Source organism: Formosa algae (genome assembly GCF_001439665.1).
GTDB classification, from domain to species: Bacteria; Bacteroidota; Bacteroidia; order Flavobacteriales; family Flavobacteriaceae; genus Formosa; species Formosa algae.
The window spans coordinates 44,182-70,298 of record NZ_LMAK01000017.1 but is presented as its reverse complement, the minus strand read 5'-3'; the positions used below and the strand labels follow the sequence as shown (position 1 = coordinate 70,298).

At 33.1% G+C, this 26,117-nt stretch carries 26 protein-coding genes; 11 read left to right on the top strand and 15 right to left on the bottom strand.

Going from position 1 to position 26,117, the window contains the following annotated elements; translation table 11 throughout:
• Window positions 1-4: 4 nt before the first annotated feature.
• Together AST99_RS07245 and AST99_RS07240 are read right to left on the bottom strand one after the other, a co-directional pair.
• Entirely contained in the window at window positions 5-700 is a 696-nt protein-coding gene (locus AST99_RS07245; RefSeq protein WP_057780774.1) for a response regulator transcription factor, read from the bottom strand.
• A complete protein-coding gene (locus tag AST99_RS07240; RefSeq protein ID WP_232301597.1) occupies window positions 697-2,130 on the bottom strand; it encodes a sensor histidine kinase in 1,434 nt (477 codons plus the stop codon). Before AST99_RS07240 ends, AST99_RS07245 begins: the two co-directional genes overlap by 4 nt.
• Before the next feature lie 384 nt (window positions 2,131-2,514).
• On the opposite strand from AST99_RS07240, the gene AST99_RS07235 reads away from it, so the two are divergent.
• The 3 genes from AST99_RS07235 (at window position 2,515) to AST99_RS07225 (ending at window position 4,179) form a co-directional block, all read left to right on the top strand.
• Window positions 2,515-3,030, top strand: a complete 516-nt coding sequence (locus AST99_RS07235) for a hypothetical protein (protein WP_057780771.1) — start codon at window positions 2,515-2,517, stop codon at window positions 3,028-3,030.
• On the top strand, window positions 3,027-3,533 hold the full coding sequence (locus AST99_RS07230) for a nuclear transport factor 2 family protein (RefSeq protein WP_083495623.1): 507 nt from the start codon (window positions 3,027-3,029) through the stop codon (window positions 3,531-3,533). The genes AST99_RS07235 and AST99_RS07230 overlap by 4 nt, the downstream gene beginning before the upstream one ends.
• A 178-nt stretch (window positions 3,534-3,711) precedes the next feature.
• Window positions 3,712-4,179, top strand: coding sequence for a CBS domain-containing protein (locus AST99_RS07225; protein WP_057780769.1), 468 nt, complete (start codon window positions 3,712-3,714; stop codon window positions 4,177-4,179).
• Between the two features lie 22 nt (window positions 4,180-4,201).
• Here AST99_RS07225 and AST99_RS07220 read toward each other — a convergent pair whose 3' ends face one another.
• Together AST99_RS07220 and AST99_RS07215 are read right to left on the bottom strand one after the other, a co-directional pair.
• Window positions 4,202-4,549 carry a hypothetical protein gene (locus AST99_RS07220; RefSeq protein ID WP_057780766.1) on the bottom strand — a complete coding sequence of 116 codons (348 nt, stop codon included), beginning with the start codon at window positions 4,547-4,549 and terminating at the stop codon, window positions 4,202-4,204.
• A gap of 1 nt (window position 4,550) precedes the next feature.
• The gene (locus AST99_RS07215) at window positions 4,551-5,123 is read right to left on the bottom strand and encodes a hypothetical protein (protein WP_057780763.1); all 573 of its coding nucleotides are present in this window, start codon (window positions 5,121-5,123) and stop codon (window positions 4,551-4,553) included.
• 241 nt (window positions 5,124-5,364) lie between these two features.
• Here AST99_RS07215 and AST99_RS07210 point away from each other — a divergent pair, with 241 nt between their 5' ends.
• Window positions 5,365-5,700 carry a single-stranded DNA-binding protein gene (locus AST99_RS07210; RefSeq protein ID WP_057780760.1) on the top strand — a complete coding sequence of 112 codons (336 nt, stop codon included), beginning with the start codon at window positions 5,365-5,367 and terminating at the stop codon, window positions 5,698-5,700.
• A 21-nt stretch (window positions 5,701-5,721) separates the two neighbouring features.
• Here the strand turns inward: AST99_RS07210 and AST99_RS07205 are convergent, their stop codons facing one another.
• Window positions 5,722-5,946, bottom strand: a complete 225-nt coding sequence (locus AST99_RS07205; protein WP_057780757.1) for a hypothetical protein — start codon at window positions 5,944-5,946, stop codon at window positions 5,722-5,724.
• A gap of 305 nt (window positions 5,947-6,251) precedes the next feature.
• Here AST99_RS07205 and AST99_RS07200 point away from each other — a divergent pair, with 305 nt between their 5' ends.
• Window positions 6,252-8,837, top strand: coding sequence for a phosphoenolpyruvate carboxylase (locus tag AST99_RS07200; RefSeq protein WP_057780883.1), 2,586 nt, complete (start codon window positions 6,252-6,254; stop codon window positions 8,835-8,837).
• 59 nt (window positions 8,838-8,896) lie between these two features.
• Here AST99_RS07200 and AST99_RS07195 read toward each other — a convergent pair whose 3' ends face one another.
• From AST99_RS07195 to metG, 7 genes are all read right to left on the bottom strand, one after another.
• Window positions 8,897-9,082 carry a hypothetical protein gene (locus AST99_RS07195; protein ID WP_057780755.1) on the bottom strand — a complete coding sequence of 62 codons (186 nt, stop codon included), beginning with the start codon at window positions 9,080-9,082 and terminating at the stop codon, window positions 8,897-8,899.
• A gap of 76 nt (window positions 9,083-9,158) precedes the next feature.
• The gene (locus tag AST99_RS07190; protein ID WP_057780752.1) at window positions 9,159-9,677 is read right to left on the bottom strand and encodes a ferritin; all 519 of its coding nucleotides are present in this window, start codon (window positions 9,675-9,677) and stop codon (window positions 9,159-9,161) included.
• Between the two features lie 57 nt (window positions 9,678-9,734).
• Complete coding sequence (locus AST99_RS07185) at window positions 9,735-10,622, bottom strand: DMT family transporter (protein WP_057780749.1); 888 nt, start codon at window positions 10,620-10,622, stop codon at window positions 9,735-9,737.
• Between the two features lie 162 nt (window positions 10,623-10,784).
• Complete coding sequence (locus AST99_RS07180) at window positions 10,785-11,690, bottom strand: histone deacetylase family protein (RefSeq protein WP_057780746.1); 906 nt, start codon at window positions 11,688-11,690, stop codon at window positions 10,785-10,787.
• Between the two features lies 1 nt (window position 11,691).
• Entirely contained in the window at window positions 11,692-13,815 is a 2,124-nt protein-coding gene (locus tag AST99_RS07175) for a Tex family protein (RefSeq protein ID WP_057780743.1), read from the bottom strand.
• A 167-nt stretch (window positions 13,816-13,982) separates the two neighbouring features.
• Window positions 13,983-14,741, bottom strand: a complete 759-nt coding sequence (locus tag AST99_RS07170; protein WP_057780740.1) for a copper resistance protein NlpE N-terminal domain-containing protein — start codon at window positions 14,739-14,741, stop codon at window positions 13,983-13,985.
• A 36-nt stretch (window positions 14,742-14,777) separates the two neighbouring features.
• Window positions 14,778-16,865, bottom strand: coding sequence for a methionine--tRNA ligase (gene metG / locus AST99_RS07165; RefSeq protein ID WP_083495624.1), 2,088 nt, complete (start codon window positions 16,863-16,865; stop codon window positions 14,778-14,780).
• 49 nt (window positions 16,866-16,914) lie between these two features.
• Between metG and AST99_RS07160 the strand changes: the two genes are divergently transcribed.
• Both AST99_RS07160 and AST99_RS07155 read left to right on the top strand, forming a co-directional pair.
• Window positions 16,915-17,943, top strand: a complete 1,029-nt coding sequence (locus tag AST99_RS07160; RefSeq protein ID WP_083495622.1) for a S66 peptidase family protein — start codon at window positions 16,915-16,917, stop codon at window positions 17,941-17,943.
• A 73-nt stretch (window positions 17,944-18,016) separates the two neighbouring features.
• Window positions 18,017-18,637: a hypothetical protein gene (locus AST99_RS07155; protein WP_057780734.1), complete on the top strand. Its 621-nt coding sequence runs from the start codon at window positions 18,017-18,019 to the stop codon at window positions 18,635-18,637.
• A 70-nt stretch (window positions 18,638-18,707) separates the two neighbouring features.
• On the opposite strand, the gene AST99_RS07150 is transcribed toward AST99_RS07155, so the two are convergent.
• The 3 genes from AST99_RS07150 to AST99_RS07140 form a co-directional block, all read right to left on the bottom strand.
• Window positions 18,708-19,061 (bottom strand): hypothetical protein, encoded by a 354-nt coding sequence (locus AST99_RS07150; RefSeq protein ID WP_057780729.1) that lies wholly within the window; start codon window positions 19,059-19,061, stop codon window positions 18,708-18,710.
• The gene (locus tag AST99_RS07145; RefSeq protein ID WP_057780728.1) at window positions 19,058-19,366 is read right to left on the bottom strand and encodes a hypothetical protein; all 309 of its coding nucleotides are present in this window, start codon (window positions 19,364-19,366) and stop codon (window positions 19,058-19,060) included. Before AST99_RS07145 ends, AST99_RS07150 begins: the two co-directional genes overlap by 4 nt.
• Window positions 19,367-19,458: 92 nt before the next feature.
• On the bottom strand, window positions 19,459-21,366 hold the full coding sequence (locus AST99_RS07140; RefSeq protein WP_057780725.1) for a S9 family peptidase: 1,908 nt from the start codon (window positions 21,364-21,366) through the stop codon (window positions 19,459-19,461).
• 185 nt (window positions 21,367-21,551) lie between these two features.
• Between AST99_RS07140 and AST99_RS07135 the strand changes: the two genes are divergently transcribed.
• From AST99_RS07135 to AST99_RS07120, 4 genes are all read left to right on the top strand, one after another.
• On the top strand, window positions 21,552-21,911 hold the full coding sequence (locus tag AST99_RS07135) for a YraN family protein (protein ID WP_057780722.1): 360 nt from the start codon (window positions 21,552-21,554) through the stop codon (window positions 21,909-21,911).
• A 54-nt stretch (window positions 21,912-21,965) separates the two neighbouring features.
• A complete protein-coding gene (locus tag AST99_RS07130) occupies window positions 21,966-22,928 on the top strand; it encodes a D-2-hydroxyacid dehydrogenase (protein WP_057780719.1) in 963 nt (320 codons plus the stop codon).
• Window positions 22,929-23,363: 435 nt separating this feature from the next.
• Window positions 23,364-24,254 (top strand): BPSS1187 family protein, encoded by an 891-nt coding sequence (locus tag AST99_RS07125; RefSeq protein WP_057780716.1) that lies wholly within the window; start codon window positions 23,364-23,366, stop codon window positions 24,252-24,254.
• 190 nt (window positions 24,255-24,444) lie between these two features.
• Complete coding sequence (locus tag AST99_RS07120; RefSeq protein WP_232301596.1) at window positions 24,445-25,818, top strand: helix-turn-helix transcriptional regulator; 1,374 nt, start codon at window positions 24,445-24,447, stop codon at window positions 25,816-25,818.
• Window positions 25,819-26,117: the final 299 nt, after the last annotated feature.

Sequence of the window (26,117 nt, the reverse complement as noted above, 5' to 3'; positions counted from 1 at the left end):
GGTGTTATTTGTCTATGTTAAATTCTAATCCAATGCCGCGTACACTTGTTATGGCAATGCTAGTATCATCTTTAAAAAGTTTTCTCACACGGCTAATAAAGACATCCATACTACGACCAGAAAAGAAATCGCTTTTGTTCCAAACTTTGGCTAAAATGAGATCTCTTGGGATTAATTGATTTTTGTGTTCGAAAAAGAATGCAATTAATTGAGCTTCTTTTTCTGTTAGTTTTACGGTGTCTTTGCCATATGTTAATTCTAAATTTTTAAAATCGAATTGATATTTTCCTATGGCAATTATTTCAGAATCAAAATTTTTGAACTCTAGTGTTTGTTGTTCTGTACGTTTGATGATATTTTTTATGCGCAGAATAAGTTCTTCTACCTCAAAGGGTTTAACGATATAGTCGTCTGCTCCCAGTTTCAAGCCTTTTAAACGGTCTTCTTTTGTTTTCCTTGCCGTTACAAAAAGAAATGGCGTTTTGCCATTAATGTTTTCCATTTTGTGTGCTAATGAGAAACCGTCAAGTACAGGCATCATAACATCTAAAATACATATATCGAATAGTTCAGTCTTAAATGCATTTAATGCTTCATCGCCATTTAGAGCCCATGTAACATGGAATTTGTTAAGCTCTAAATATTGCTTTAGGGTTGCGCCTAAATCAAAATCGTCTTCTGCTAATAAAATTCTTTTCATGGCTGTTGTGTTGGAATTTTAATGATAAATGTGGATCCTTCTTTTATTTTACTTTTTACACTTAATTCGCCTTTATGAACTTTTATAATTTGGTTACTGTAATAAAGTCCAAGGCCTAAACCTTTGTAATTGTGTCTGTCTTTTTCACTGATACGGTAGAATTTTTCGAATATCTGTTTTTTGTATTTAGAAGACATGCCTATACCATTGTCTTTAATGTAAATAATATGCAAACGACTTTCTTTATCGAATATATAAGTGAATTCTATTTTTTTACCTCCGTATTTTACGGCGTTATTTAAAATGTTTAATAGTGCTGTTCCTAAGTAAAATTTATCTGCTAAAATGGAGACTTCATTTTTTTCTATGTTCTTTATAAATTCAATGTCTGTTGCAGACGACATTTTAAAGTCTTCGACTAAGTTGTTTAGGAAATTATATGGGAAAAATTCCTCTTCATTCAGTTTAATATCTTCAGAACTTACACTGTTGCTTAAAAATTCATCTACTATGTTTTGAAGTCTTCTGTTTTGCCTATTTATAGTTTTTATAGTGTCTTCGGCAATGGCTTTATCATCTTGAGCAAATCTATTAGTAAGTGTCTTTGTAGCTATGGCTAAGGTAGAAAGTGGTGTTTTTAACTCGTGTGTAATGTTATTGATAAAATCAGTTTTTATTTCGGCGAGTTTTTTCTGTTTAAGAAGATTGTAAATAGAATAATACAATAAGCTGAGTACAAAAATGAAGAGTAAAACAGAGATGAATAATAAACCAGCCATCACTTTTAGAACATTCTGTTTCCAGTTCAGAATATTCATGTATATAGAGGTTTTAAAATTTAAACCAAAGGCATCTGGATTGCCTTCGTTTATAAAATCGTGGTCTTGTTGCCAAGTAGAATTATTAATTAAAATAGCCTCTGTAGAGTCAAAGTTTTCTCCTAAAAGAAAGATATTGTTATCTTTTTGTACAAAGTCGGTTTTTAAACCTAGACTATCTACTATCTGAATTTGTGTAACAATTATCTTGCATTTAATGTCTGCTTTTAAATTGTTTTTTTTAATTTCTTCATTATAAAAGTCATTAAACAAGACGTTTATAGGTTCTACTTTTTCTTTTAGATTTTCGAGTACTTGTGGTTTGGTGATTTGCCCTTTTTTATAAGATTCTAATTGCTTAAGAAAATCGTTTCTGTAATCCCACATTAAAGAGTCTACTTGCTTTTGGCCGTAGATTACTGCAATTGCATTTCTAGCATCTATAGTAAATGCGCTTTTTTTTAATTCGTAAGTATTGTAAATTAAATAGCCTTGTATAGCCGTAAGGGCTAACAAAGTTATAATGGCGCCAAGAATTAAAATTTTGGATTTCAATTGCATAGCGGTAAATTTATAGAAATAGATGCCAAGGGAGTCTTTTACGTTTTTCATTAACTTATTATTAACCTACATTTTTGTAGTTTTAAATATACAATTTTACGTCATATTACTCTAGATGTCAGTACGTTTTGAGCTTTAGTGGTTTAGGCTGTTTTAATAAGGATTGTATTGGTGTAAAATGGAAGTGTTTCAGTTTAAAAATACCCCATTTTTTTTGTAAATTTTTAAACAGATTTTAAGTTTAAACGGTATTACAGCCATTAACTAAAACAGCTTTTAAATTATTATAATTAATATCGTAGCAATACCGTCTGCATCATCATATATTTGTCTTAAGTAAATAATGCGTTTAAGTTTGTGTCTGCACAACTTTAAGAGATCGGATATTAAGCTATGTTCAATGTCCTTTTTTTAATAGTTTATAGAATTTTTAAAATGAAAAAAGTTAGTATTATATTTCTGTGCCTGTGCCTGTGCTTATGGGCATGTAATACAGAAGAGAAAAAAGAAAAAAAAGAAGTTGAGGTGCCTGTGTCTGCATTGGTTTTACAAGACGATATTGTGAAACTTGAATATGTAGATTACGGATTAGACGCTAAAGCAAAATCTGATATCGAATCTTTAGAAAGTTTTATGGAGTTAGAAACTATTATGGCAGAGCTTAAGTCTGGTAATTTGTCGTATTTTCAAGGACAATCTAAGCCTATAGTGTCATTAATGAAAGATTTAAGAGAAGGCATTCCTGATATTATAGATTCACCATCTATACAGGCGCGATTAATCTCTTTAGAAACAAAAATGCTAAAGTTACAGAGTGTTTTAAATTTACGTAATATCGAAAAAGACGTACAGTTAGAATATGTTAAAGAAGCTTTAGTGGCGTATTCAAATTTAAATCTTCAGATTAATAAAAAATATGAGAAAGACGCTCAGGAAATTGAAAAACCATGATGCATATCAAAAAAATATTAGTTTTAATATTACTGTGTATAGTTGGTGTAAATAGTATTCAGGCTCAGGATATTGATGCTGAAAAGCATATACGTCTAAATTTAGATACTTGGCACAAAGCTGCAGCAGAAGCACAGTTTGATGCTTATTTTAATTTAATGACCACAGATGCTGTGTTTGTAGGTACAGATGCTTCAGAGCATTGGGATCTTGAAGCTTTTAAAGCCTATAGTAAACCGCATTTTGATGCTGGTAAAGCTTGGAGTTTTTCTGCTTTAGAACGACATATATACCTTGCTAATGCAACTTTAGCTTGGTTTGACGAATTATTAACTACTCAAATGGGAGTATGTAGAGGATCTGGTGTCATGAAATTAGAAAACGGATCTTGGAAAGTGGCACATTATGTTTTATCTGCAACCATTCCTAATAATAAAATGAATGCTGTTTCTGCTCTAAAGTCTAAAGACGATTCAGATATTATCTCTGCTTTTTCTCGCTAGCAATTTATGTGTAATGGATTATTTAACATTCTTTACATGTCTGATAATATGTTAATTTTTGAATCAAATAATTGGTTAATTAATAAAATTTTAGTATTAAATTTAGTTAATACGTAAAAATGAGTTAGGTTAATTCGTTATTATTCAGTAGCTTTAGTTTTAATTTAAAAAAAACGATATGGCTATTAAAAGTTTTGTAGGATCCAGGAAGAAACAATTAAAGGAAGTAGATTATGTTCCAGTTCGGGTTAGTGATTATATGAGTCGAGAACTTATAACATTTAAACCAGAACAAATGGTGGAAGACGTTATCGATAAATTAATTAGTAATAAGATTTCTGGTGGTCCGGTAGTAAATGATAATTACGAGTTAATCGGAATTATTTCTGAAGGAGATTGTTTAAAGCAAATTAGTGATAGTAGATATTACAATATGCCAATGGAACAACATAAGGTAGAGACGCGCATGATGCGAAATGTTGAAACTATAGATGGTAATATGAATATATTTGATGCAGCAAATAAATTTTTAGAATCTAAAAGGCGTCGTTTTCCAATTGTTATAGAAGGTAAATTGGTAGGACAAATAAGCCAAAAAGATATATTAAAAGCAGCATTAACTTTAAAAGGGCACAATTGGAAATAGATCGTGAGCCTGTTCCGATTTGTTATTCTCGTTTCACTAAAGCATAGTAATCGCTCTCTAGTGGCAAGTAGCCTTGGTTATACACGAAATAATACGTTGTACCTGCTTTAGTGGTATATATACTTGTAAATAAACTAAAATCGAACCCTAAATTAAGCAGTTTTAATTTAGTGGTTTTTGTTTTTTGGTCTGGGTTTAAAGCTTCTAAAATCCTATAATTCTTACGTAATTTATTATTTGTATTCCGAATTAAGTTTTTACTATCCTTGTTTATTTGGTTGTTATAGGCGTTTCTGCAATAATCGTTACAAAATTTTTTGTCCGATCTGCCTATAATTTTTTCACCACATTCTAAACAAGTTTTAGTCATATTAAAATAATTTTGATACACCTAGTGCTAATACCCAAGAGTCGTAAGCATCAAAGCGAACGTCATAGCCTATAGCAGCTCCTAATTCAAAAGCTTTTGGTAATTCTAAACTATATTCTACTTCACCTCTTATAAGAAATAGATCTTCTTCTTTTGCAAATTCTTCTCCAACACCCAACATAAATGTAAAGTGTTCTCCTGGTTTATACGCAGCCATTAAAGCTGGTGCTATTGGCAATTCACGTTCTAAGATTTCAACTTCACCATCTTCACCTTCTTCATGCACTTCGTACGTCTCTAATATAAAATCTGTATGAAGTCCAACACCCCAAGTTTCGTTAATCCAATAATTATAATTTAAACTTACCATAGGTACAACTAACCAATCTTTGCCTTCAGCATGGTGGCCTTGATAAATGTGAGCATGGCCAATCATAGCTCCTATTTGATGGTGTTCAAAGGTTTCACTTTCTTCAAACTCCATTTCAGTATCTTGATTGTCTTCATGTTCTTGTGCGTAGGTGGAGTATGCTGCAAATTGAAGTAAAATAAAGAATAGTAATATGTTTTTCATGGTTGGTTGTTTTAAAAAATAAAGTTAAAGAATATTCGGTTTTCAGTTCCATAAAAGTTAAATATTTTTTTACTGAATAAAGGACTTATACTTTTAATCTTATGCGTTTACAAACGACTACAATCGGTTGTAAACGAGTTTAATTAGTTATTAACCGATTGCTTTTTGGTTTGTCATTCATCTTTGCAGTGTCTTAAAGTATTAAGATGGTATTAACTGTTTAACATTAAAATTTATAATTATGAGCACACTTAGAAACAAAGTACAGTTGATTGGTAATTTAGGAAACGATCCAGAAATTATTAATTTAGAATCAGGAAGCACATTAGCAAAATTCTCTATCGCTACTAACGAAAGTTATAAGAATAAATCTGGCGAAAAGGTAACCGATACACAATGGCATAACGTTGTCGCTTGGGGAGCAACCGCTAAATTGATAGAAAATTATTTAACGAAAGGGAAAGAGGTTGCTATAGAAGGCAAGTTAACTTCTAGAAGTTACGATACTAAAGACGGGGAAAAACGATTTGTAACCGAAGTGGTCTGCAATGAAATTATGATGTTGGGAAAACATTAAATAGTCTAAAGAGAGGATAATCTAAAGCGTTTGTCCTCTTTCTTTTTCCTTTTTCTTTTTTTTATCACGAAAAATTCTAAAAAGCATAAATATGGTAAATAGAATTAAAACAGGTAGAATGATCACTAAATCTATCCTTATATAAGCCGTGTCTTGTGCATTAGCCCAATTCATTACTATAATTTCCCAAATTATAAAGGCTAACCAACAAATACCTAATATGATTTTTGATTTTTTCTTGCGCATGTTTTAACTTTTTTTAGAAATGCATTTTACAAATAAAAAGGAATTTCAATTGAAGAGTATTTCACTCTACTTTACGCCATAATTATATGGTGCTGATATAAAAATATATCAATTTCTTTCATAATATTTTAAACTTTTGTTAAAAATTAATGAATATTAATAAATAATTACATTGAAATTGTCGTGTTTATTTATAATAATTAGGCTTACGGTTGGTATATCTTAAAATTACGTAAATTTTGTAATATATGATAGTCTTTCGGTTAACCTTTAGTATTTTTATGAAAAATAAAGAAGTTAAAACAATGTCTGTACAACCAAAATTAACCAGATTTAATCAGAATGTATTATCTAAGTATCAGATATACAATAGTATTTTCATGACGTTACCGTTTGACTCGATTACAAAAACGGGTGTTTTATTACCACTTTTTCATGAAACATGTGAAAAAGGGTTTAAAAATGGAGATAATCCCACAACGATTGTTGAGTCTTTTTTTGAGAAATATCAAGCGAGACGCTCAGATGAAAGTCAAATAAATTTATTATTCAGATTTATTCAATATATAGAAAGACAAGTCGTATTATTTGATGCTATTGAAGATGCTGCTTTCCCAGTTGTAAATAACATGGAAGGTATTGGTACATTGCGTAGTTTAAAAGAAACGGCGAGCTCTGAAAATAGAACAGAACTCTTAAAACAATATCTTGAAGAATTTAAAGTACGTATTGTACTTACAGCGCATCCAACGCAATTCTATCCAGGTTCTGTTTTAGGAATTATAACTGATTTAACAACGGCCATCCAAGAAAACGATTTGTTGTTAATAAACGATTTGTTAGCGCAATTAGGAAAAACACCTTTTTATAAGCATACAAAACCAACACCTTACGATGAGGCTATTAGTTTAATATGGTATCTAGAAAATGTGTTTTATTATTCGTTTGGATCTATATACGATTATATTCAACAAAATATATTTGATAATAAGGAAATAGATAATGATATTTTAAATATCGGATTCTGGCCAGGAGGAGACCGTGATGGAAACCCGTTCGTAACTCCAGAAATTACATTAAAAGTTGCCGATCGTTTAAAGCAAACTGTAATAAAAAACTACTATCGTGATTCACGCCGTTTAAAACGTAGATTAACATTTACAGGTGTAGAAGAGCGTATCTCTTTAATTGAAGAGAAGTTATACAAACAAATGATAGATGTTAAAGACAACTCTATTATTTCTTTACAAGAGTTAGAGTCGGAATTACATTTAATTAAAGAAACATTAATAGAAAAGCACCAATCACTTTACGTGACAGAAGTGCAAAGTTTTATTAATAAAATAAAATTATTCGGATTCCATTTTGCTGCTTTAGATATCAGACAAGATAGCCGTGCGCACGATCAGGTATTTACAGATATGGTGGATACATTGATTGCTTCTGGAAGTGATATTTTTCCAGCAAACTACAACAGTTTATCGCAAGAAGAACAAGTTGCTATTTTATCTAAAGTAGAAGGCGCTGTAGATATGTCAATTTTCGAAGGAGAAGATGTATTAAAGACCTTAAACTCTATGGTTGCGATTAAGCAAATCCAAGATCATAATGGTGAACAAGCTGCAAATAGATATATTATTAGTAACAACCAAACCACTTTAAACGTAATGCAGTTGTTTGCTATGTTGAAATTAGTAGCGTTCCATGATAAATTAACGGTAGATATTGGTCCGTTATTTGAAACGATTACCGATTTAAAAAATGCCCATTTAGTGATGGAGGAATTGTATACAAATCCTGCTTATAGTGCGCATTTAAAATCTAGAGGAAACAGACAAACCATAATGTTAGGATTCTCTGATGGTACAAAAGATGGAGGATACCTAATGGCAAACTGGGCAATCTTTAAAGCGAAAGAACGTTTAACAGAAATATCTAGAAAATATGATGTTACCGTGTTATTCTTCGATGGTCGTGGTGGACCTCCTGCACGTGGTGGAGGAAAAACACACCAATTCTATGCTTCTTTAGGACCTACAATTGAAGATAAAGAAGTGCAATTGACTATACAAGGACAAACCATTAGTTCTAATTTCGGAACTTTAGATTCGTCTCAATATAACTTAGAACAATTAATTAGTTCGGGAATTTATAACCGTTTAAACGATACGAATGCAGCCATGTCTGAAGACAATACTGTTGTAATGAATGATTTAGCCGAAATTAGTTTAAAAACATATGTCGACTTTAAAAATCACCCGATGTTTGTGCCGTATTTAGAGCGTATGAGTACGTTAAAATACTATGCTAAAACAAATATTGGTAGTCGTCCGTCTAAACGTGGTAAGTCTGATGCTTTAGTTTTTGAAGATTTAAGAGCCATTCCTTTTGTAGGGTCTTGGAGCCAATTAAAACAAAACGTACCAGGATTCTTTGGTGTAGGAACAGCATTAAAGAAATATGATGAAGCCGGAGAGTTTGATAAAGTTATAGCGCTTTACAAATCTTCTAGTTTCTTTAAAACGCTAATTGAAAACAGTATGATGTCGCTTTCTAAATCGTTCTTCGATTTAACTAAGTACATGGCAGATGATGCTGAGTTTGGCGATTTTTGGAGAATTATTCATGCAGAGTATGAGCTTACAAAAGGGTTACTTTTAAAACTTACAGGCTATGAAAAACTAATGGAAGATGAGCCTGCTGGTAAAGCGTCTATTGAAATTAGAGAAGCTATTGTTTTACCATTGTTAACCATTCAGCAATTTGCTTTAAGAAAGATTCAAGAATTAGAAAAAGCAGAAGTTAGAGACGAGGAGCAAATTAAAATTTATGAAGCCTTAGTCACACGTTCATTATTCGGAAATATTAATGCGAGTAGAAATTCGGCTTAATAGCAGAATGACATAAAAACAGAAAAGCCTCAAAATTTAAATTTTGAGGCTTTTTATATTTATGCAACTTTTTGAAGCAAATCGAAACACGGACATTTACTACAGCGTTTCTTTTCAGACTTTAAATATTTATCACAACATTTAGTTTTGCATTTACTAGAGACTTTAACTCCAGCATTTAGTAAAACTGCTTTTGCTTTTTTAAGTTCTTTCTTTTTAACTTTCTTGTCTTTTTTCTTGCCCAAAACTAATGTCTGTTAGTTGTTTAGGTTCCAAAAATAATTATTTTTACTTAATCTAAATAAGATTAATTGTTAAAGTTTACTCCGGACTAATTGTCGAGGCTGTACTCACTGTAATTTGATCAATATCTCTATCAAATAAATACAATCCACCTTTGTCGTCTCCAATTAAATTAATTTTGTCTAAAATGGTTCTGGCCATAGCTTCTTCTTCAATCTGCTCTGCAACATACCATTGTAGGAAATTATGAGTAGCATAATCGCGCTGTTCTAGAGAGATATGTACCAATTCATTAATGCTTTCGCTAACAAACACCTCATGCTTGAATAACATTTCAAACATCTCTTTAAAAGATTTAAAGGTTACGTTTGGTGCTTTTAATTCAGAAATAAAGGCATGTCCTCCGCGTTCGTTTACAAACTTTACAAGTTTTAGCATATGCTCACGCTCTTCATCAGATTGTTTGTACATAAAATTAGATACACCTTCTAAACCTTTTACTTCGGCCCAACAGGCCATGGCCAAATATATTTGAGACGATTCTGCCTCTACTCTAATTTGTTTATTTAGAGCGTCTTCTATAACTTTTGATAACATATTATTTCGTTTTTAACAAAGTTATAGATAAAACTGTTTCGTCTTTAATAAAAACACTTAATGTTTTCCTTTTTTAAAGATTCTAAATAAAGATATATATTTTGTGTAAAAGGTAATACGAATACCAAAAAGGAGAATTATTCCTCCAATCATCATTTGTAATGTAATGGTTTCATTCAAGAAAATCCAAGCTAAAATCGACGCTAAGATGGCTTGCCCTAATAAACTTACAGAAACTCGTGTAGCTCGCATATGTTTCGTAGCATAACTAATAAGTAACCAAGCTAACAACTGACAAATAAGACCTTGAATAAGTAGAACAAGCCATCCCATGTTCGAAAATCCGCTAAACGGTTGTCCCATCATTAGGCTTAAAAGTCCTAATGCCATGGCAGAAGACACCACACTAATAGTCATAAACGTTAACACATCTGTCTCTTCTAAAACCGTCTTGCTGGTTAACATATACACGGCATATAACATGCCAGATAATATGGCGAAAAAGAAAGCTAAGTCGAAATCTAAATTAATAAAAAACTGAAACCCAACTAAAGTCACCATTCCAATAATAGCGATTACAGTGCCAATCCAAAAATTGCGAACGGGTTTATCTTTTAAAAATAAAAAGGCTCCAATACCAACCCAAACAGGAGATAAATTGGTTAATAGGGTGGCTTGTGTTGCAGAAGATTCCTGAATAGCAATGTTCCATACGCCAACATCTAAACCAAAAACGACTCCACAAAGGGATGCTAAAAGCAACATTTTGGTTGAGGGAATTTTTAATTGTTTAGTGATTAACACGTAAGGCAAAATGATAGCCGAGGCAATGGCCATTCTGTAGAATGCAGAGATTAATCCTGGCGTTAAACTTAAACGCACTAATACAGGAAATATAGAAATGCATATTATTCCGACTACAAGAGCTATTCTAGGTTTTGTCATAACAATTTTATTATAAAAAAGCGAGTAAAAATATGCTGTTAATTTTTATAAAATTGATACTAAATAATCTGTGTTTAATGGTATGTTATCCTGATTTTAAATTTACATCAGATATTTAAAAATATGTTTTATAAGTCTGATTAGTAAAAGGTTGTGTTGCTTCTAGAAGTAAAGTTCTTGTGCTAATCTAAATGTATTGGTATGGGCTTCTATTATGGTTTTAATATCTGGAGAATATCCGCCACCCATACTACACATAACTGGAATTTCATGGCGTTTACACGTTTCTAAAACAAATCGATCTCTCGCTTTACATCCCGCAATAGAGAGTCCTAATTTTCCTAATTTGTCAGAAGCAATAACATCTACACCACATAAATAAAATATAAAATCGGGTTGTTGTTCGGTTATTAATTTGGGTAAGGTCTGTTTTAAAATCTCTAGATACGTTGCGTCGTTTGTGTTGTCATCCAGTTCAATGTCTAAATCGCTTTGTTCTTTTTCAAACGGGTAATTATTTTTACCATGCATTGAGAAGGTAAATACACGTGGCTCGTCCTGAAAAATTTCTGCTGTGCCGTTACCTTGGTGCACATCTAAATCGACAATAAGTACCCGTTTAGAAATATTTTGGTCTAATATATGTTTGGCTGCTATAGCTTGGTCGTTTAACATGCAAAAGCCTTCGCCGTGGCTAGAGTAGGCGTGATGTGTGCCTCCGGCAATATTCATGGCAATACCGTATTGAAGTGCATAAGCAGTAGCTTGTAAAGTCCCTGAAGCTATACATATTTCACGCGCTATTAAGCGTTCACTTAATAAAAAGCCAATTTTAAGTGCCGCCTGATGACTGAGTGTTAGGTTTAATAAATCGTAAAAATATTCAGCATCATGAACTTCTAAAATTTGCTTATGATTTTGTAACAGTTCAGGTTCAAAGAAATTCTCTTCGGCACAAGTCCCTTCATACATCAATTGCAACTGCAAAAGTTCATATTTTTCCATAGGAAACCGATGTCCTTTTTTAAGCGGATGATTATAATAGGGATGATAAGCAATCTTTAGCATACTATTTATGGAGCTTAAGTTGAATGCGTTTTCGGGCGACATCTACTTCTAACACTTTAACAATAATTTGCTGATGTAAACTAACATGCTCACTCACATCACTCACAAAAGCATCAGCTAAATTTGAAATATGTATCAAACCACTTTCTTTAATTCCGATATCTACAAAACACCCAAAATTGGTGATGTTGTTTACAATTCCTGGAAGTAATTGCCCTTCGGTAACATCTGCGATGGTTTTAATATCCTGATTAAACGTAAAGACTTTGGCTTGTTGCCTAATATCTAATCCTGGTTTTTCTAATTCCTTAATTATATCTTGTAACGTAGGTAATCCAATAGTGTCTGAACAATAGGAGTTTAAGTTTATCTTTTGAAGGATGGTCGAATTTCCGATTAATTCTGAAATGCTTTTACCAGCATCTTTTGCCATTCGTTTTATTAAGTCGTAACGTTCTGGATGTACTGCAGAATCGTCTAACGGATTCTTAGCATCTTTAATTCTTAAAAAACCAGCACCTTGTTCGAAGGCTTTATCTCCTAAACGCGGTACTTTTTTTATGGCCGTACGTGTCGCAAATGCACCGTGTGCAGTTCTGTAATTCACAATATTTTCGGCTAGTTTTGGTCCAATTCCCGATACATAGCTTAATAAAGATGTACTCGCTGTGTTTACGTTTACACCAACGGCATTAACACAATTTTCGACCACTAAATCTAAACTGCCTTTTAGTTTAGACTGGTCCACATCGTGCTGATATTGTCCAACACCTATAGATTTAGCATCGATTTTAACCAATTCGGCAAGCGGGTCTTGTAAGCGACGACCAATAGAAACAGAACCTCTTACGGTGACATCGTAATTTGGAAATTCGTCTCGTGCAATTTTTGAAGCCGAATAGATAGAAGCACCAGCTTCACTAACCACAAATACTTGTATGTCGGTTTTAAAATGAATTCTGCGAATTAAAGTTTCGGTCTCTCTAGAAGCCGTACCGTTACCAATAGCAATGGCTTCAATTTTATAGGCTTCAACCATGGTGCTTATTTTTTTTATCGCTCCCGTGGCATCATTTTTAGGTGGATGCGGATAAATGGTTTCGTTATATTTTAAATCGCCTTGCGCATCTAAGCACACAATTTTACAACCAGTTCTAAATCCAGGGTCGATGGCTAAAACGCGCTTTTCTCCTAAAGGTGAACCTAGCAATAATTGTTTTAAATTCTTTGCAAAAACCTGTATTGCAGATTCGTCTGCTTTATCTTTTGCTTTCTGAAGCGCTTCATTGGTTAAAGCAGGTAACAACAAACGTTTGTAAGCATCTTTTATAGCTGTAGTAATTTCATCTGCGCAAGCATTACGGGAACGGATGATGCGGTTTTCCATTTTTGCTAAAACTGCATCGTCATCAATCGCGATTTTTACACGAATAAACCCTTCCTTTTCTGCTCTTAAAATGGCCAATAATCTATGAGACGGAATACGACTTAGTGCTTCGGTCCAATCAAAATAATCTCTGAATTTTTGAGCTTTTTCATCTTCTGCTTTTGTTTTAACCACTTTGGTTGTAATGGTTGCATAACGGTCGAGTTGATAGCGGATGTTATTTCTAATATCTGTGCGTTCATTAATCCATTCCGAAATAATATGACGTGCACCTTCTAGAGCATCTTCCACTGATGCAACATCATTTTTTACATATTTAAAAGCAATAGATTCTACGTCGTTTGCATTCTGGCTCATTATAATTTTAGCCAAAGGTTCCAAGCCAAATTGTCTTGCTTTTTCCGCTTTCGTTTTTCTGCTTTTTTTATAGGGGAGATAGATGTCTTCTAGCGTTATTAAATCTGTTGTAGATTCAATTTTTTTCTGAAGTTCGGGAGTTAAAACGTCTTGTTCTTCAAGGGCTTTTAAAATGGTTAGTTTTCTTTTTTCTAACGTTTCGAAAGCTTCTTTATATTTTACAATATCTGCAATTTGTACTTCGTCTAAGTTTCCTGTTAATTCTTTTCTGTAGCGCGAAATAAACGGAATGGTACAGTCGTCTTCTAAGAGTTTTAAAGTGTTTTTTACACCGGTTTCAGGAAGTTGAGTTTGTGAAATAATATATTTTAGAATAGACATATTTTAATTTTGAAAATAGATTGTAAAGATAAGGTCTTCGACTGAAACACATTTTGTTTTTTGAAAATTATAATGCCATTTATAAGTCCAAAGTGAAGCAAAATAAAAAGACCTCACTAATCATAATTAGTGAGGTCTTTAAATGTATAATTTTTGGTAAAAAATGTTTAGTTTACAAAGTAATCTATTTCAAATTTTGCCATAGTCGCCATGCGACCTTTGTTTAAGTTTAGTACACCGTTTACTAGAGTATAATTGTCTGCCATTTCAAGCACTTGCATAAATTCATTTTCAATGGTCATATTCGGACACGCCATCATGGTGTGCATCATTTTAGAGAATTTTACACGGTTGCCTTCTAATAACTCGTATTCGCCTCCAAACCCATTACAGCTAGTGTTTCCGCTTACACGATTGTCTGCTGCGCCTAGTATTAAATAAGGCTGCTTAGGTGCATTTTCAATAACTTTACCTCTAAGTTCAACTAACTTCCAAGGCAAGTCTTTTAAAGTATCTGCGCCTTGTTGTTTTAAAATATATTTGTCGGCTAAGTCTCCTGTGATTTTCTTTCCATTCAAATCTAAATGCGTCAGTGTGTGTTCTCCAACAAAATAATCGTTAGACGCCGTGTCTGTTTTTAAAGTCACTGTGTTCCCTGCTTTATTCCAAGAAAAAGAACCGTTTTCGGTAGAAACATCTGTCGATTTTCCTAAATACTGAGTATTCTTAGTAAACGTTAAATCGTTATTTAGCGTAATTACAGTTTTTATACCTTCGCAATCGGCACATGGCGTTGTACCCACGTAAGTACCATTCCAATCTAAATTAGACATACTATTATCTGAATTAAGTGCTGCGTTTTTATTTGTTTTACAACTCACAATTAAAACGGCAATCATTAAAAATGGCACTATTTTTTTTATCATAATATTCTAGTTTAAAAGGTTTATATGGAAAACCGCCTAACTAATTTGCAATCCGTTTGTCACTCCTTTTTCATCAGGATTAACGAAAACCAATTTGCCTTCAGCAGTTTCAGTCATTAAAATCATGCCTTCGCTATCTACACCACGTAACGCTCTTGGCGCTAAGTTTACCAATACCGTTACACGTTTACCAACAACATCTTCCGGTTTAAAACTTTCTGCAATTCCAGAAACAATAGTTCTTACATCTAGTCCGGTGTCTACTTTTAAAACCAGTAGTTTTTTAGCCTTCGGCATTTTCTCTGCTTCTAAAATCGTGCCAACACGTAAATCTAATTTAGAGAAATCGTCGAAAGTGATGGTATCTTTTTGAGGTTCAACAACTTTGTTTGCTGCTTCGTTTGCCTTTTTACTTGCAATTAATTTATCTAATTGATTTTGAATGGTATCATCTTCAATTTTAGTAAATAGTAATTCAGCTTTTCCTATTTGATGTCCAGCCGGAACTAATACTTCTTTAGTTGAAATGCTATCCCAAGTATTTTCATCTGAAAGGTTTAAAATGCCTTTTAATTTAGCTGAAGTAAATGGTAAAAATGGTTCGCAAAGTGTTGCTAAACCTGATGCTATTTGAAGCGCTACAAACATGATGGTTTGCGTACGAGCTTCATCTACTTTAATTTTTTTCCAAGGCTCTTCGTCTGCTAGATATTTATTTCCAAGACGTGCTAAATTCATTAACTCCTGACTTCCTTCACGGAAACGGTAGCGTTCTATAGAACTTGAAATTACCGACGGATATGCTTTTAATGCGGCTAAAGTTTCTTCATCTATGTCTGAGAAATCACCAGGTGTAGGGATAACACCGTTGTAATATTTATTTGTTAAAACCACTACGCGGTTAATAAAGTTTCCGAAAATAGCAACCAATTCGTTGTTGTTTCTAGCTTGGAAATCTTTCCAAGTAAAGTCGTTATCTTTAGTTTCTGGAGCATTTGCTGTTAAGGCATAACGCAATACATCTTGTTGTCCAGGAAAATCTTCTAAGTATTCTGGTAACCACACGGCCCAGTTTTTGGAGGTCGATAATTTGTTACCCTCTAAGTTTAAAAATTCGTTAGCAGGTACATTTTCTGGTAAAATATAAGAGCCTTCAGCTTTTAGCATAGCAGGGAAAATAATACAGTGAAACACAATATTATCTTTCCCGATAAAGTGCACTAACGTGGTGTCTTTATCTTTCCAATACGGTTCCCAATCTTTTCCTTCGCGAGCCGCCCATTCTTTGGTAGACGAGATGTAACCAATAGGTGCATCAAACCAAACATACAATACTTTTCCCTCGGCACCTTCTACAGGCACAGGAATTCCCCAATCTAAATCGCGGGTTACGGCACGAGGTCTTAATCCATCGTCAATCCAAGATTTTACTTGTCCGTAAACATTAGGTTTCCAGTCTTTTTTGTGCCCTTTTAAAATCCAATCTTTTAAAAAGTCTTCATGCTTATCTAAAGGTAAAAACCAGTGTTTGGTTTGTTTTAAAGTCGGTACATTTCCTGTGATAGCCGATTTAGGATTAATTAAATCTGTAGCGTTTAAACTGCTTCCGCACTTTTCACATTGGTCGCCATAAGCTTCTTCGTTTCCACATTTTGGGCATGTTCCCGTTACAAAACGGTCTGCTAAGAATTGATTCGCTTCTTCGTCGTACAACTGCTCTGTAGTTTCTTCAGTAAATTCTCCTTTATCGTATAAAGTGGTGAAGAATTCTGAAGCCGTGTCATGATGAATTTTTGCAGAAGTTCTCGAGTAATTATCAAAAGAGACACCAAAATCTTCAAACGATGTTTTAATAATCGCATGATATTTATCTACAATATCTTGTGGTGTTACACCTTCTTTTTTCGCTTTAATAGTAATAGGTACGCCGTGTTCGTCACTTCCGCAAATAAAAAGAACATCGTTTCCTGTTAAGCGTAAATATCGTGCATAAATATCTGCAGGTACGTAAACACCGGCTAAGTGGCCAATGTGTATTGGTCCGTTGGTGTATGGTAACGCTGCTGTAATGGTATATCTTTTAGACATGTCTCGTTTCTGTTTTAAAGGCACAAAAGTACGCATTTCATTAACCATTTAGAAAAAAAATGTATTTTTACCAAAAGCACTTTTTATGTCTCTTAATAGAATTTTTTTAGCCCTATTTTTTATTGTTTTCAGTTTAAATATTAGTCCGATAATGGCACAACAATCTTCAGCTCCATCTTTAATGAATTCGCCTAAAACGTATATAAAACCTCCGTATTTAAAAGCTGGAGATACTGTGGCTATTGTAGCTCCTTCTGGTGTGTTAAGAAATAAATATGATGTGATAGAACGTGCACGTGAGTTGTTTAAGAGTTGGGGATTACAAACGGTAGTTGGACCAAATGTATTTAATCAAAACGGACATTTTGCAGGGACCGATGATGAGCGTGCTGCAGATTTCCAGTGGGCTTTAGACGACCCGAAAATTAAAGCCATTTGGTGTGCGCGTGGCGGTTATGGAACCGTTCGTATGATTGATAAGCTAGATTATGCAAAGTTTAAGCTACAGCCAAAATGGGTGATTGGGTATTCTGATATTACTGCTATTCATAATCAAATTCATAATTTAGGTTATGAGTCCATGCACGCCATGATGTGTGTGAGTCTACCTAATGATGAAACGACTATTGCTGAAACAATTTCTACTTTTAAAGATGCTATTTTCGGAAAACAAATATCCTACAGTTTAAAAGGGTCCAATTATAATAAACCAGGTATGGTTACTGCTCCAATTACAGGAGGGAATTTAACTTTATTACACACGATGCTTGGGTCGGAAACTAGTATCGATGCATCTGGAGAAATACTTTTTATTGAAGAAATAGGAGAATATGCTTACCATATAGATCGTATGTTACAGAGTCTAAAACGAGCAGGTTATTTTGAACATTGTAAAGGGATTTTAGTGGGAGATATGAGTAAAGTGAGAAAAAATCCAACTCCTTTTGGTCAAACTATTGAAGAAATAATACTAGAATTAGTTGCTGAATATGATTTTCCTGTGGCGTTTAATATGCCTGCAGGACACGAAAAAGATAATCGTGCTTTAATTTTTGGTAGTACAGTGACATTGAAGGTTGAAAAAAGTGGATCGACTTTAGTGTTTAAGGAGTAGGAATTTTGGTAGGTTTTCTATAAAATTAGAATTTTATATCGATTATAAACAGTATTGACTTGTAGAATGGAATATGACATCTAAGATAGAAATACAAAATTCAATTCATAATTCTTACTCTACAATTGTTAATGAGTGTCGGACTGTCTTAGGTTCGGAACTGCATTATCAAGCTATGGTTTATTCGATTTTAAGAACAAAAGGGAAGGTCCCTATTTCACAAATAGGAATGAATGTAAAAACGTGTATTGAGAATTGTCAAACTGAATTTCTCCAAGAAAGAATTCGCAAAAAAAACATTAAATTTCAATCCATAGATTTGGAGATTATACCGGATATAAGTGTCTATGAAAAATCTATAAATTCTGACTGGAGAAGAAGAAATTTCAAAAATACTTTAAAAAAAACGCTTTATTCTCTAGAAATAAAAGCTTCAGAACGTCATTATAATAGACTTGTTTTTAGTGAGATTAAAAATGATTTATTTAAACTAAAAGCGCAATATGAAGAAACAAAAATTAAGTTTGGTAAATTAATTGGGATTGGTATGTTGATTATTGATACAGCACCTAAATGTGAAGAAAGAATTAGTAAGAGCACGCTTAAGCAATCAATTGATATTGCAAAAGAGTTGAATATTGATATTTGGTATTTTAATCAAGATGAAGTTATTGAATATTTGGCAAAATATTAAATGAGTCTTGGTTATACTGTGTTTTTAAATCTTCAAATTGCTACATTTTCAAATTAAATAATTGTTTCATTTAATACAATCTCTTCTGAAACCTATAAAACACCAAACTACCTAAAGCGTAAAGCCCAACATCAATCAAATCTGCTGTGTATCTTGGATTCCAATTTGGTAAGTAGTATTCAAAAAATACGGCATAAAACACGGTTAGTAACAGTATAGGAAATACTGGTAAATACAATTCGGAATTTTTCTTAATCACACGAACGCCTAATAAGCAGAATGATAACACTATGGGCATGCATAACGCATCGTTCACATAAAAACTAATCCAATCGGGAAGTTGTAACTGGAAAATATTGGCAAAGTAAATAAAACTAGCAATTGCTAGTGCTAATAAAAATAACGGCTGTTTTACAATCCTCATGCAGCTAAAAAGGTGAATAGCCAAGCAAAAAAGGCACCAATGGCCATAACCACCACCACGATACCATTAAAAAATTGAGCGCCAAGGCGTACGACTAAATATTTACTGTTTTTCCCAGATTCTATCCAAGATGGTGATGCTGCTTTTTGGGCCGCCTGACGTTCCTTTCGCTTTTCTTCTTGTGCTTTATGAGCGAGTTCGCGTCGTTTTTTATAAGATAATAAGGTGCCACAGTTCGAACAATGGTCTGCATTGGTATTGTATATTCCGCAATTCGGACATTTTATTTGAACTGTACCACCCATACATTTATCTTGTTTTATGTCTTTTACTTATTTCATTTAAATCGTGATGTAATATAAAAATAGTATCAAGATTGGGTTAACGTAAAAGCGTTTTATAAGGTCTCTTTCAGCCATTTAAAAAATTCGTGTTGCCAAACTAAAGCATTTTGAGGTTGTAATACCCAGTGATTTTCGTCAGGTAAATACAATAATTTACTTTTTATTCCTCGTAATTGTGCTGCTTGGAATGCTGCTAAACCTTGCTCGATAGGTACACGATAATCTTTTCCGCCTTGAATAATTAATATTGGTGTGTCCCATTTGTCAACATGAGTTACCGGATTAAATTCATTAAAAGCTTTTTGAGCAGTAGCATTAGATTTGTCCCAATAATGACCACCAAAATCATGATTTACAAAGAATAATTCTTCAGTGGTTCCAGCCATAGTTCTGGTATCGAAAACACCATCATGAGCAATTAAAGATTTAAAACGCTTGTTGTGAATTCCCGCTAAATAAAATACAGAATATCCACCGTAACTCGCGCCAATAGCTCCTAATCTGTCATTATCTACATACGGTTCTTTGGCAACATCATCTATAGCAGATAGGTAATCGTCCATCACTTGGCCACCCCAATCTTTACTAATAGCTTCATTCCACTCAACACCATGTCCTGGCATTCCACGACGGTTAGGTGCTACAATAATATAGCCTTGAGACGCCATAAGTTGAAAATTCCATCGGTACGAATAAAATTGAGATAAAGGCGATTGTGGTCCACCTTGTGCATAAAGTAAAGTTGGATATTTTTTGGTTGCATCGAAATTAGGCGGTAAAATAACCCACACTAACATTTGTTTATTATCGGTAGTGGTAACATAACGTTTTTCAACCTTAGGTAAATCTAATGTGCTATAAAATTCATCGTTAACAGTGGTGAGTTGTTTAAAAGATTTGTCTTTAAAAGTAAAGGCATAAATTTCACTCGCCTGATTCATATCGCCACGCGTTACAATTAACTTATCATCTAGTTCAGCAACAATACCTCTAACATCAAATTGGCCTTCAGATAATTGTTTCACTACTGGAGCAATGCGTTTTTTACCTGGATAGTTTACTACAAATAGCTGAATGGTTCCATCTACAGCCGCTGTAAAAAACACATGCTTTCCATCTTTACTCCAAGTAAAATTATTAACCGTTCCATCCCATTGCTGCGTTAGATTTTGTTTGATGCCGTTTTCTAGTACAACAATATCATTTTTATCACTTTCGTAACCATCGGTTTTCATTTGCGTCCAAGCTAAAGCACCTTTGCTAGAAAATGCAGGATTGGTGTCGTAACCTTTATTATCTTCAGTAATATTAGTCGTGGTTTTAGTCGCAATATCGTATTTGTAGATATCGGTATTGGTACTCGTCGCGTAGGCTTTTCCTTTTAATTTTTTACTCACATAGTAAATGCTTTTACTGTCTGGCGACCAAATATAGTCTTCGTCTCCGCCAAACGGACGTTGCGGTGTGTAGTAAGGTTCGTTAGGCATAATGTCTGTAGCAGACTCATCATCGGCATCCGCTTTTTTGTAAAATACATGTTCGTAAGAGCCATCGCTCCACGTATCCCAATGGCGATTATCTAAATCGGTAAACACAAAAGCATCTGCTTTATCCAAGTTTTTGTAGATGTCTGTCGCTTTAATATCTTCTAAATGCACCGACTTATGGAAGAGTTTGTAAGCACCGTCAGGCGAAATGTTTTTGTCTGACACTGAAACATCTTCTTTTTTAATTTCTACAGCTTTACCACCATCAACAGGAATTTTAAAGTATGAGGTGTCGTAATTGTTGTTTTCAATGTTTGGAATTTTTACGCTGTAAAAAAGTTGTGCGCCATCTTGCGAAAGCCCCATGACGCTAATACGTTTTACACTCCAAAGGAGTTCTGGGTTCATTACGTTTTGAGCTGTCGATAAATTGCTAGTAATCAAGACTGTTAAGATTAAGATTAATTTCTTCATTTTTATGTTCATTATACAACTCAAATATACGGATTTGAGCTTGTTTCGTTTATTAAAAATAGCATAAAGTCGTCTTGAGACTATTGTGCTTTTTTAATTGAGAATTAAGATTTGAGAACGGTTAGTCTTTTAAAAAAAGATTAATGATTAACTTGTAAATTGAAATGTATTAAGATTTTTAAATCATGGCGAAACATAATGAACTTGGTGAATTAGGTGAAGATATGGCTGTCGATTTTCTGCAGAATACAGGCTATCAGATTTTAGAACGCAATTACCGATATCAAAAAGCTGAGGTCGATATTTTAGCTCAGAAAGACGATATGCTTGCTGTGGTAGAAGTTAAAACACGTTCGTCTTCGTTCTTTGGAGACCCGCAGGATTTTGTAAAACCCAAACAAATTCAGAGATTGGTTACCGCTGTTGATGCTTATATTACAAGCAATAATCTAGATTTAGAAGTCCGTTTTGATATTATCGCAATAGTAAAAACCAAAACTAAATTTGAGTTGGAACACTTAGAAAATGCATTTTATCATTTTTAAAAGCATGTAATATTGAATTAAAGAACATAAGAATCATATAAAATTTAGAATAAAATGAAACTAGTTGTATTAGATGGTTATACTTTAAATCCTGGAGATTTAAGTTGGGACGCTTTAAAAGATTTGGTAGATGTTACTATTCACGAACGTATAAAGTCTGATGAAGCCTCAATACGCGATGCAATAGGAGATGCAGATGCTGTTATTACAAATAAAATTCCATTACAAAAAGCGATGTTAACGCAGTTACCAAATTTAAAATATATAGGCGTTACGGCTACGGGTTATAATATTATAGATGTAGATGCAGCAAAAGAACAAGGTGTAACGGTAACAAATGTACCGGCCTATAGTACAGCTTCGGTAGCCCAATTTACTATGGCGTTGGTGTTGGAATTATGTCACCATGTAGGCGACCATAATGCTGCAGTACAATCTGGACAATGGGAGAACTCTAAAGACTTTTGTTTTTGGAATAGTCCGCTTATTGAATTGGAGGGCAAAACCATAGGAATTATTGGTTTCGGACAAATAGGAAAAGCTGCAGCAGCCCTAGCTCAGGCGTTTGGTTTAAATGTTTTGGTATATAATAGAACGGTGTATCCTGAATATGACACAGAAAGCTGTCGTTTTGTATCTTTAGATGAACTGTTGCAAGCTTCAGATTTTGTAAGCTTACATTGCCCGATGACTCCCGATACTGCAGGAATTATTAATGCTGAAACCCTTTCTAAAATGAAGTCTAGCGCATTTTTAATAAACACCTCTCGTGGCGGATTGGTTGAGGAAGCCGATTTAGCAGAAGCACTCGAGTCTGAAAAAATTGCAGGAGCAGCAGTTGATGTGGTTTCGGAAGAACCTATCGTTTCGGAAAACCCACTATTAGGAGCTAAAAACTGTATCATTACACCCCATATTGCTTGGGCACCGTTAGAGGCTAGACGTCGTTGTTTGCAGATTGCTGTAAATAATGTTGAAACCTATATAAATGGTGAAGCTCAAAATGTGGTGTCTTAAAAATTTAATGATGACTTTTAAATGACCATAACTATATACGAATTATGGCGGTTTGGAGTTAAGCTTTTTGCGAATATTAGATGCTTATTATTTGTGTAACGTTTATAATAACCCGTTTTTAATTACAATTTAACTGTTGTATTAGAGATATTGCTAATTTTAACTGTTATTATGTTGCTTAAAATATTCTGTAAAAAATAGGGATAAACGGATTTTAATGTCGTTTTATTTCATTTCTCATAAAAGTCATGCGTTTACATAGGCTGTAGTATAAGTGTGCACGTTAAAAATGTCTAGTTTTAATTAATTTTTAGTTGTTTTAACAGGAATAAAAAGATACAAGCAGATTAAACATTGGTTTTGCCTGCTAGCTATTTTTAAAGATTTAGATTCCTGTTTTTCAAATTTATTTTTTAAAAATCAAGTAAACATATTATGGTAAAAAAGCTTCTTTTATTAATGCTTATTGTGTGCTTTCACAATCAAAATTTCGCTCAGTCAGAATATCAATTTCCTAATGGATATACTGTTTTAAATATAGAACCGGCTAAAACGGACTCTAGAATTAAAGAGGCTAATACTCCTCATTTAGTTGTTTATAATCAAGCTGCAGAGCAAGGAAAGCTTTTGTTGTTTTTACCAGGTACAAACGGCATAGCAACTAGAGGACCTAAGAGCTTGTTTTCTGTCGCAGTGCATCAAGGTTATCAAGTTATTAACCTGTCTTATATAAACACACCAGCAGTAGCTCAAATTTGTAAAGGCAAAAATTTAGAGAAAAATTCTAAATGCACCAGTGATTTTAGGACGATGCGTATTTATGGTACTAACGATTTTCCACTTATAGAAGATCAAGCTCACGATGCTATAGTAAACAGATTAACGAAATTACTAATCTATCTTTCAGAAGAAGATAAGAACGGACATTGGGAAAAGTATTTAGAAAACGGTAAGCTAAAATGGAGCGAAATTGCAGTTTCAGGACAATCTCAAGGTGGTGGAATGGCTGCTTTTATAGCAAAAGAACATCTTGTGGCTAGAGTAATAGATTTTTCTGGTGGATGGGATTATTCTGCCAAAAAGAAAATCGCAGGATGGTATTCTAACGAAAGTGTGACTCCTTCTAATTTATGGTATGGAACCTATCATGTAACCGAGCCAATGGCTAAAGTTATAGACGCATCTTATAAAGCTATGCAGATTCCAGAAGATCATATTTATCCGTTTAGTCTTCCTGTTCCAGAAGGCAAAAAAGGACATTCAAATGGGGTTAGAAACATTGGTTATGCGGACCAGTGGATAGAATTATTGGGAAAAGGAAATTAAAAGGTGTAATTTATAGAGTAATCTCATAAAAAGACTAAATAATTATTTTTTTGTATAAAAAAGTATGTTGCAAAGTAAGTATTTTTACTCTGTATCATACTTTTTTTTAATGATTGGAGTTATTGTATAAATGAGAGGCCTATATATTACTATATTATTTTTTTTGGTTGTTTCCTCTACTTACGGGAATTTGCAAGAGCAAAAAACAAATTATCAAGATTGGATAAAAGAAGAAAACTCTTTAATTAAAAAAGGACTTTTTGAAGAAGCTCTACTTTTAAATATTGATATTGTAGAAAGTGCCAAAAAAAATAACGATGTCTATACTGTCTCAGTTACGTATATACGTATCGCAAATATTTTATGCACATTTGGTGAACATTTAGAAAGTTTACGGTATTTAGATTTAGCAGATAACTTAATAGATGAAAATGAAAATCTTGATTTAAAAGTTAGGGTTTTGGCTAACTATGCAAGAAATTATGCTGCTTTAAAAATCAATAATAAATCTATAGAGTATTATAATGAGAGTATTAATCTCTGTAAAAAATTACTTCCCGATTACGATTACTTATTGTCTTTTCTATACATCAATAAAGCAGATGCCTTTACAAATACGCCTTATAAATTAGATTCAACATTAGTTTATCTTCACAAGGCTATTAAAATCAGGAAAAACCCGTTTAAGTACGCGGTTGTTGCAAATTATTATTTAAAGAAAGATAAAAATATAGATTCTGCAAGAGCCTACTTAAATAAGAGTAAAAGGTTAATGCAAGTGCGTAATATTTCAGAATATCATAAATCTATAGTATTGCAAGCCGAAGCCAATTATAATAAAGCCATCGGAAACTACGAAGAGGCAATATGTCTGTATGAAAAGTCTATAGAGATTTCTAGAAGTGTTAGAGTTTTAGATAATGTTCAGTTGGCTTATAAATTAATTTCAGAAACCTACTCTCAATTAGAAGATGAAGATCGATCTCATGAATATTTACTAAAATATAGTGTTTTAACAGATAGCTTAAACCTACGTTATAATAAAAATATTGGGAGTGTAATTAGTAACTTCTTAACCGAGCAAGAAAGTGGCTATAAGCAGCAAGAAAAAAAATATAGTGTGCTTATTGTTACTGTGGTATTCTTATTTGTGGGTTCAGTACTTGTAATTGTGTATTACTACAGAAAAAAACGACTTAGAATTGTTGAAGAAAAAGAAAGATTATTAAAGCAAAAACAGCTTGAAAGCGAAAAATTAAAACAGCAATTAAATGAAGCCTTTGAAGAAGTTGTCGGGTTGGCTAAAACTAACGATCCGTCTTTTCTTATCCGTTTTCAAGAAGTTTATCCCCACGTTTGTGCAAACTTATTAAAGGTAAATCCTAAATTGGTGAATACAGAATTAACTTTATGCGCTATGATTTGGCTTAATTTTTCATCAAAAGATATTGCATGCTTCACAAATATTCAGCCAAGAACAGTGCAAACCAAAAAATACAGGTTGCGTAAAAAACTTAATATACCAGAAGACGAAAATATTTATACTTGGATAAAAAGTATATAATATAACGGTCTTAATTTGTCTTTGCCTTTTAATATTTCATACGCTTTTAACATATGTATTGATTTTATAAGGTGTCAATTTTTATAGATTGTCTGCATAAAATAAATAATTTAACAATTTACTGCCCTTTTATTTTATTTCTCACAAAAATTTTGCTGCAAGTCTTAGTGTAGTATAAGTGTACACCTTTAAAACCCCCGTGTTTAAAGGTTTTTTAGTTGTTTTATACTTCATCTGTTAATATTCTCATAATGTTGTTTAACGAAAAGTTAAATTCTAATGTGATCATATTTAAGGTG

Excerpts from the sequence above, each read along its gene's own strand:
- AST99_RS07245 (WP_057780774.1), bottom strand. The coding sequence starts at position 700 with ATGAAAAGAATTTTATTAGCAGAAGACGATTTTGATTTAGGCGCAACC.
- AST99_RS07240 (WP_232301597.1), bottom strand. The coding sequence starts at position 2,130 with ATGAAAAACGTAAAAGACTCCCTTGGCATCTATTTCTATAAATTTACC.
- AST99_RS07235 (WP_057780771.1), top strand. The coding sequence starts at position 2,515 with ATGAAAAAAGTTAGTATTATATTTCTGTGCCTGTGCCTGTGCTTATGG.
- AST99_RS07230 (WP_083495623.1), top strand. The coding sequence starts at position 3,027 with ATGATGCATATCAAAAAAATATTAGTTTTAATATTACTGTGTATAGTT.
- AST99_RS07225 (WP_057780769.1), top strand. The coding sequence starts at position 3,712 with ATGGCTATTAAAAGTTTTGTAGGATCCAGGAAGAAACAATTAAAGGAA.
- AST99_RS07220 (WP_057780766.1), bottom strand. The coding sequence starts at position 4,549 with ATGACTAAAACTTGTTTAGAATGTGGTGAAAAAATTATAGGCAGATCG.
- AST99_RS07215 (WP_057780763.1), bottom strand. The coding sequence starts at position 5,123 with ATGAAAAACATATTACTATTCTTTATTTTACTTCAATTTGCAGCATAC.
- AST99_RS07210 (WP_057780760.1), top strand. The coding sequence starts at position 5,365 with ATGAGCACACTTAGAAACAAAGTACAGTTGATTGGTAATTTAGGAAAC.
- AST99_RS07205 (WP_057780757.1), bottom strand. The coding sequence starts at position 5,946 with ATGCGCAAGAAAAAATCAAAAATCATATTAGGTATTTGTTGGTTAGCC.
- AST99_RS07200 (WP_057780883.1), top strand. The coding sequence starts at position 6,252 with ATGTCTGTACAACCAAAATTAACCAGATTTAATCAGAATGTATTATCT.
- AST99_RS07190 (WP_057780752.1), bottom strand. The coding sequence starts at position 9,677 with ATGTTATCAAAAGTTATAGAAGACGCTCTAAATAAACAAATTAGAGTA.
- AST99_RS07185 (WP_057780749.1), bottom strand. The coding sequence starts at position 10,622 with ATGACAAAACCTAGAATAGCTCTTGTAGTCGGAATAATATGCATTTCT.
- AST99_RS07180 (WP_057780746.1), bottom strand. The coding sequence starts at position 11,690 with ATGCTAAAGATTGCTTATCATCCCTATTATAATCATCCGCTTAAAAAA.
- AST99_RS07175 (WP_057780743.1), bottom strand. The coding sequence starts at position 13,815 with ATGTCTATTCTAAAATATATTATTTCACAAACTCAACTTCCTGAAACC.
- AST99_RS07170 (WP_057780740.1), bottom strand. The coding sequence starts at position 14,741 with ATGATAAAAAAAATAGTGCCATTTTTAATGATTGCCGTTTTAATTGTG.
- metG (WP_083495624.1), bottom strand. The coding sequence starts at position 16,865 with ATGCGTACTTTTGTGCCTTTAAAACAGAAACGAGACATGTCTAAAAGA.
- AST99_RS07160 (WP_083495622.1), top strand. The coding sequence starts at position 16,915 with ATGTCTCTTAATAGAATTTTTTTAGCCCTATTTTTTATTGTTTTCAGT.
- AST99_RS07155 (WP_057780734.1), top strand. The coding sequence starts at position 18,017 with ATGACATCTAAGATAGAAATACAAAATTCAATTCATAATTCTTACTCT.
- AST99_RS07150 (WP_057780729.1), bottom strand. The coding sequence starts at position 19,061 with ATGAGGATTGTAAAACAGCCGTTATTTTTATTAGCACTAGCAATTGCT.
- AST99_RS07145 (WP_057780728.1), bottom strand. The coding sequence starts at position 19,366 with ATGGGTGGTACAGTTCAAATAAAATGTCCGAATTGCGGAATATACAAT.
- AST99_RS07140 (WP_057780725.1), bottom strand. The coding sequence starts at position 21,366 with ATGAAGAAATTAATCTTAATCTTAACAGTCTTGATTACTAGCAATTTA.
- AST99_RS07135 (WP_057780722.1), top strand. The coding sequence starts at position 21,552 with ATGGCGAAACATAATGAACTTGGTGAATTAGGTGAAGATATGGCTGTC.
- AST99_RS07130 (WP_057780719.1), top strand. The coding sequence starts at position 21,966 with ATGAAACTAGTTGTATTAGATGGTTATACTTTAAATCCTGGAGATTTA.
- AST99_RS07125 (WP_057780716.1), top strand. The coding sequence starts at position 23,364 with ATGGTAAAAAAGCTTCTTTTATTAATGCTTATTGTGTGCTTTCACAAT.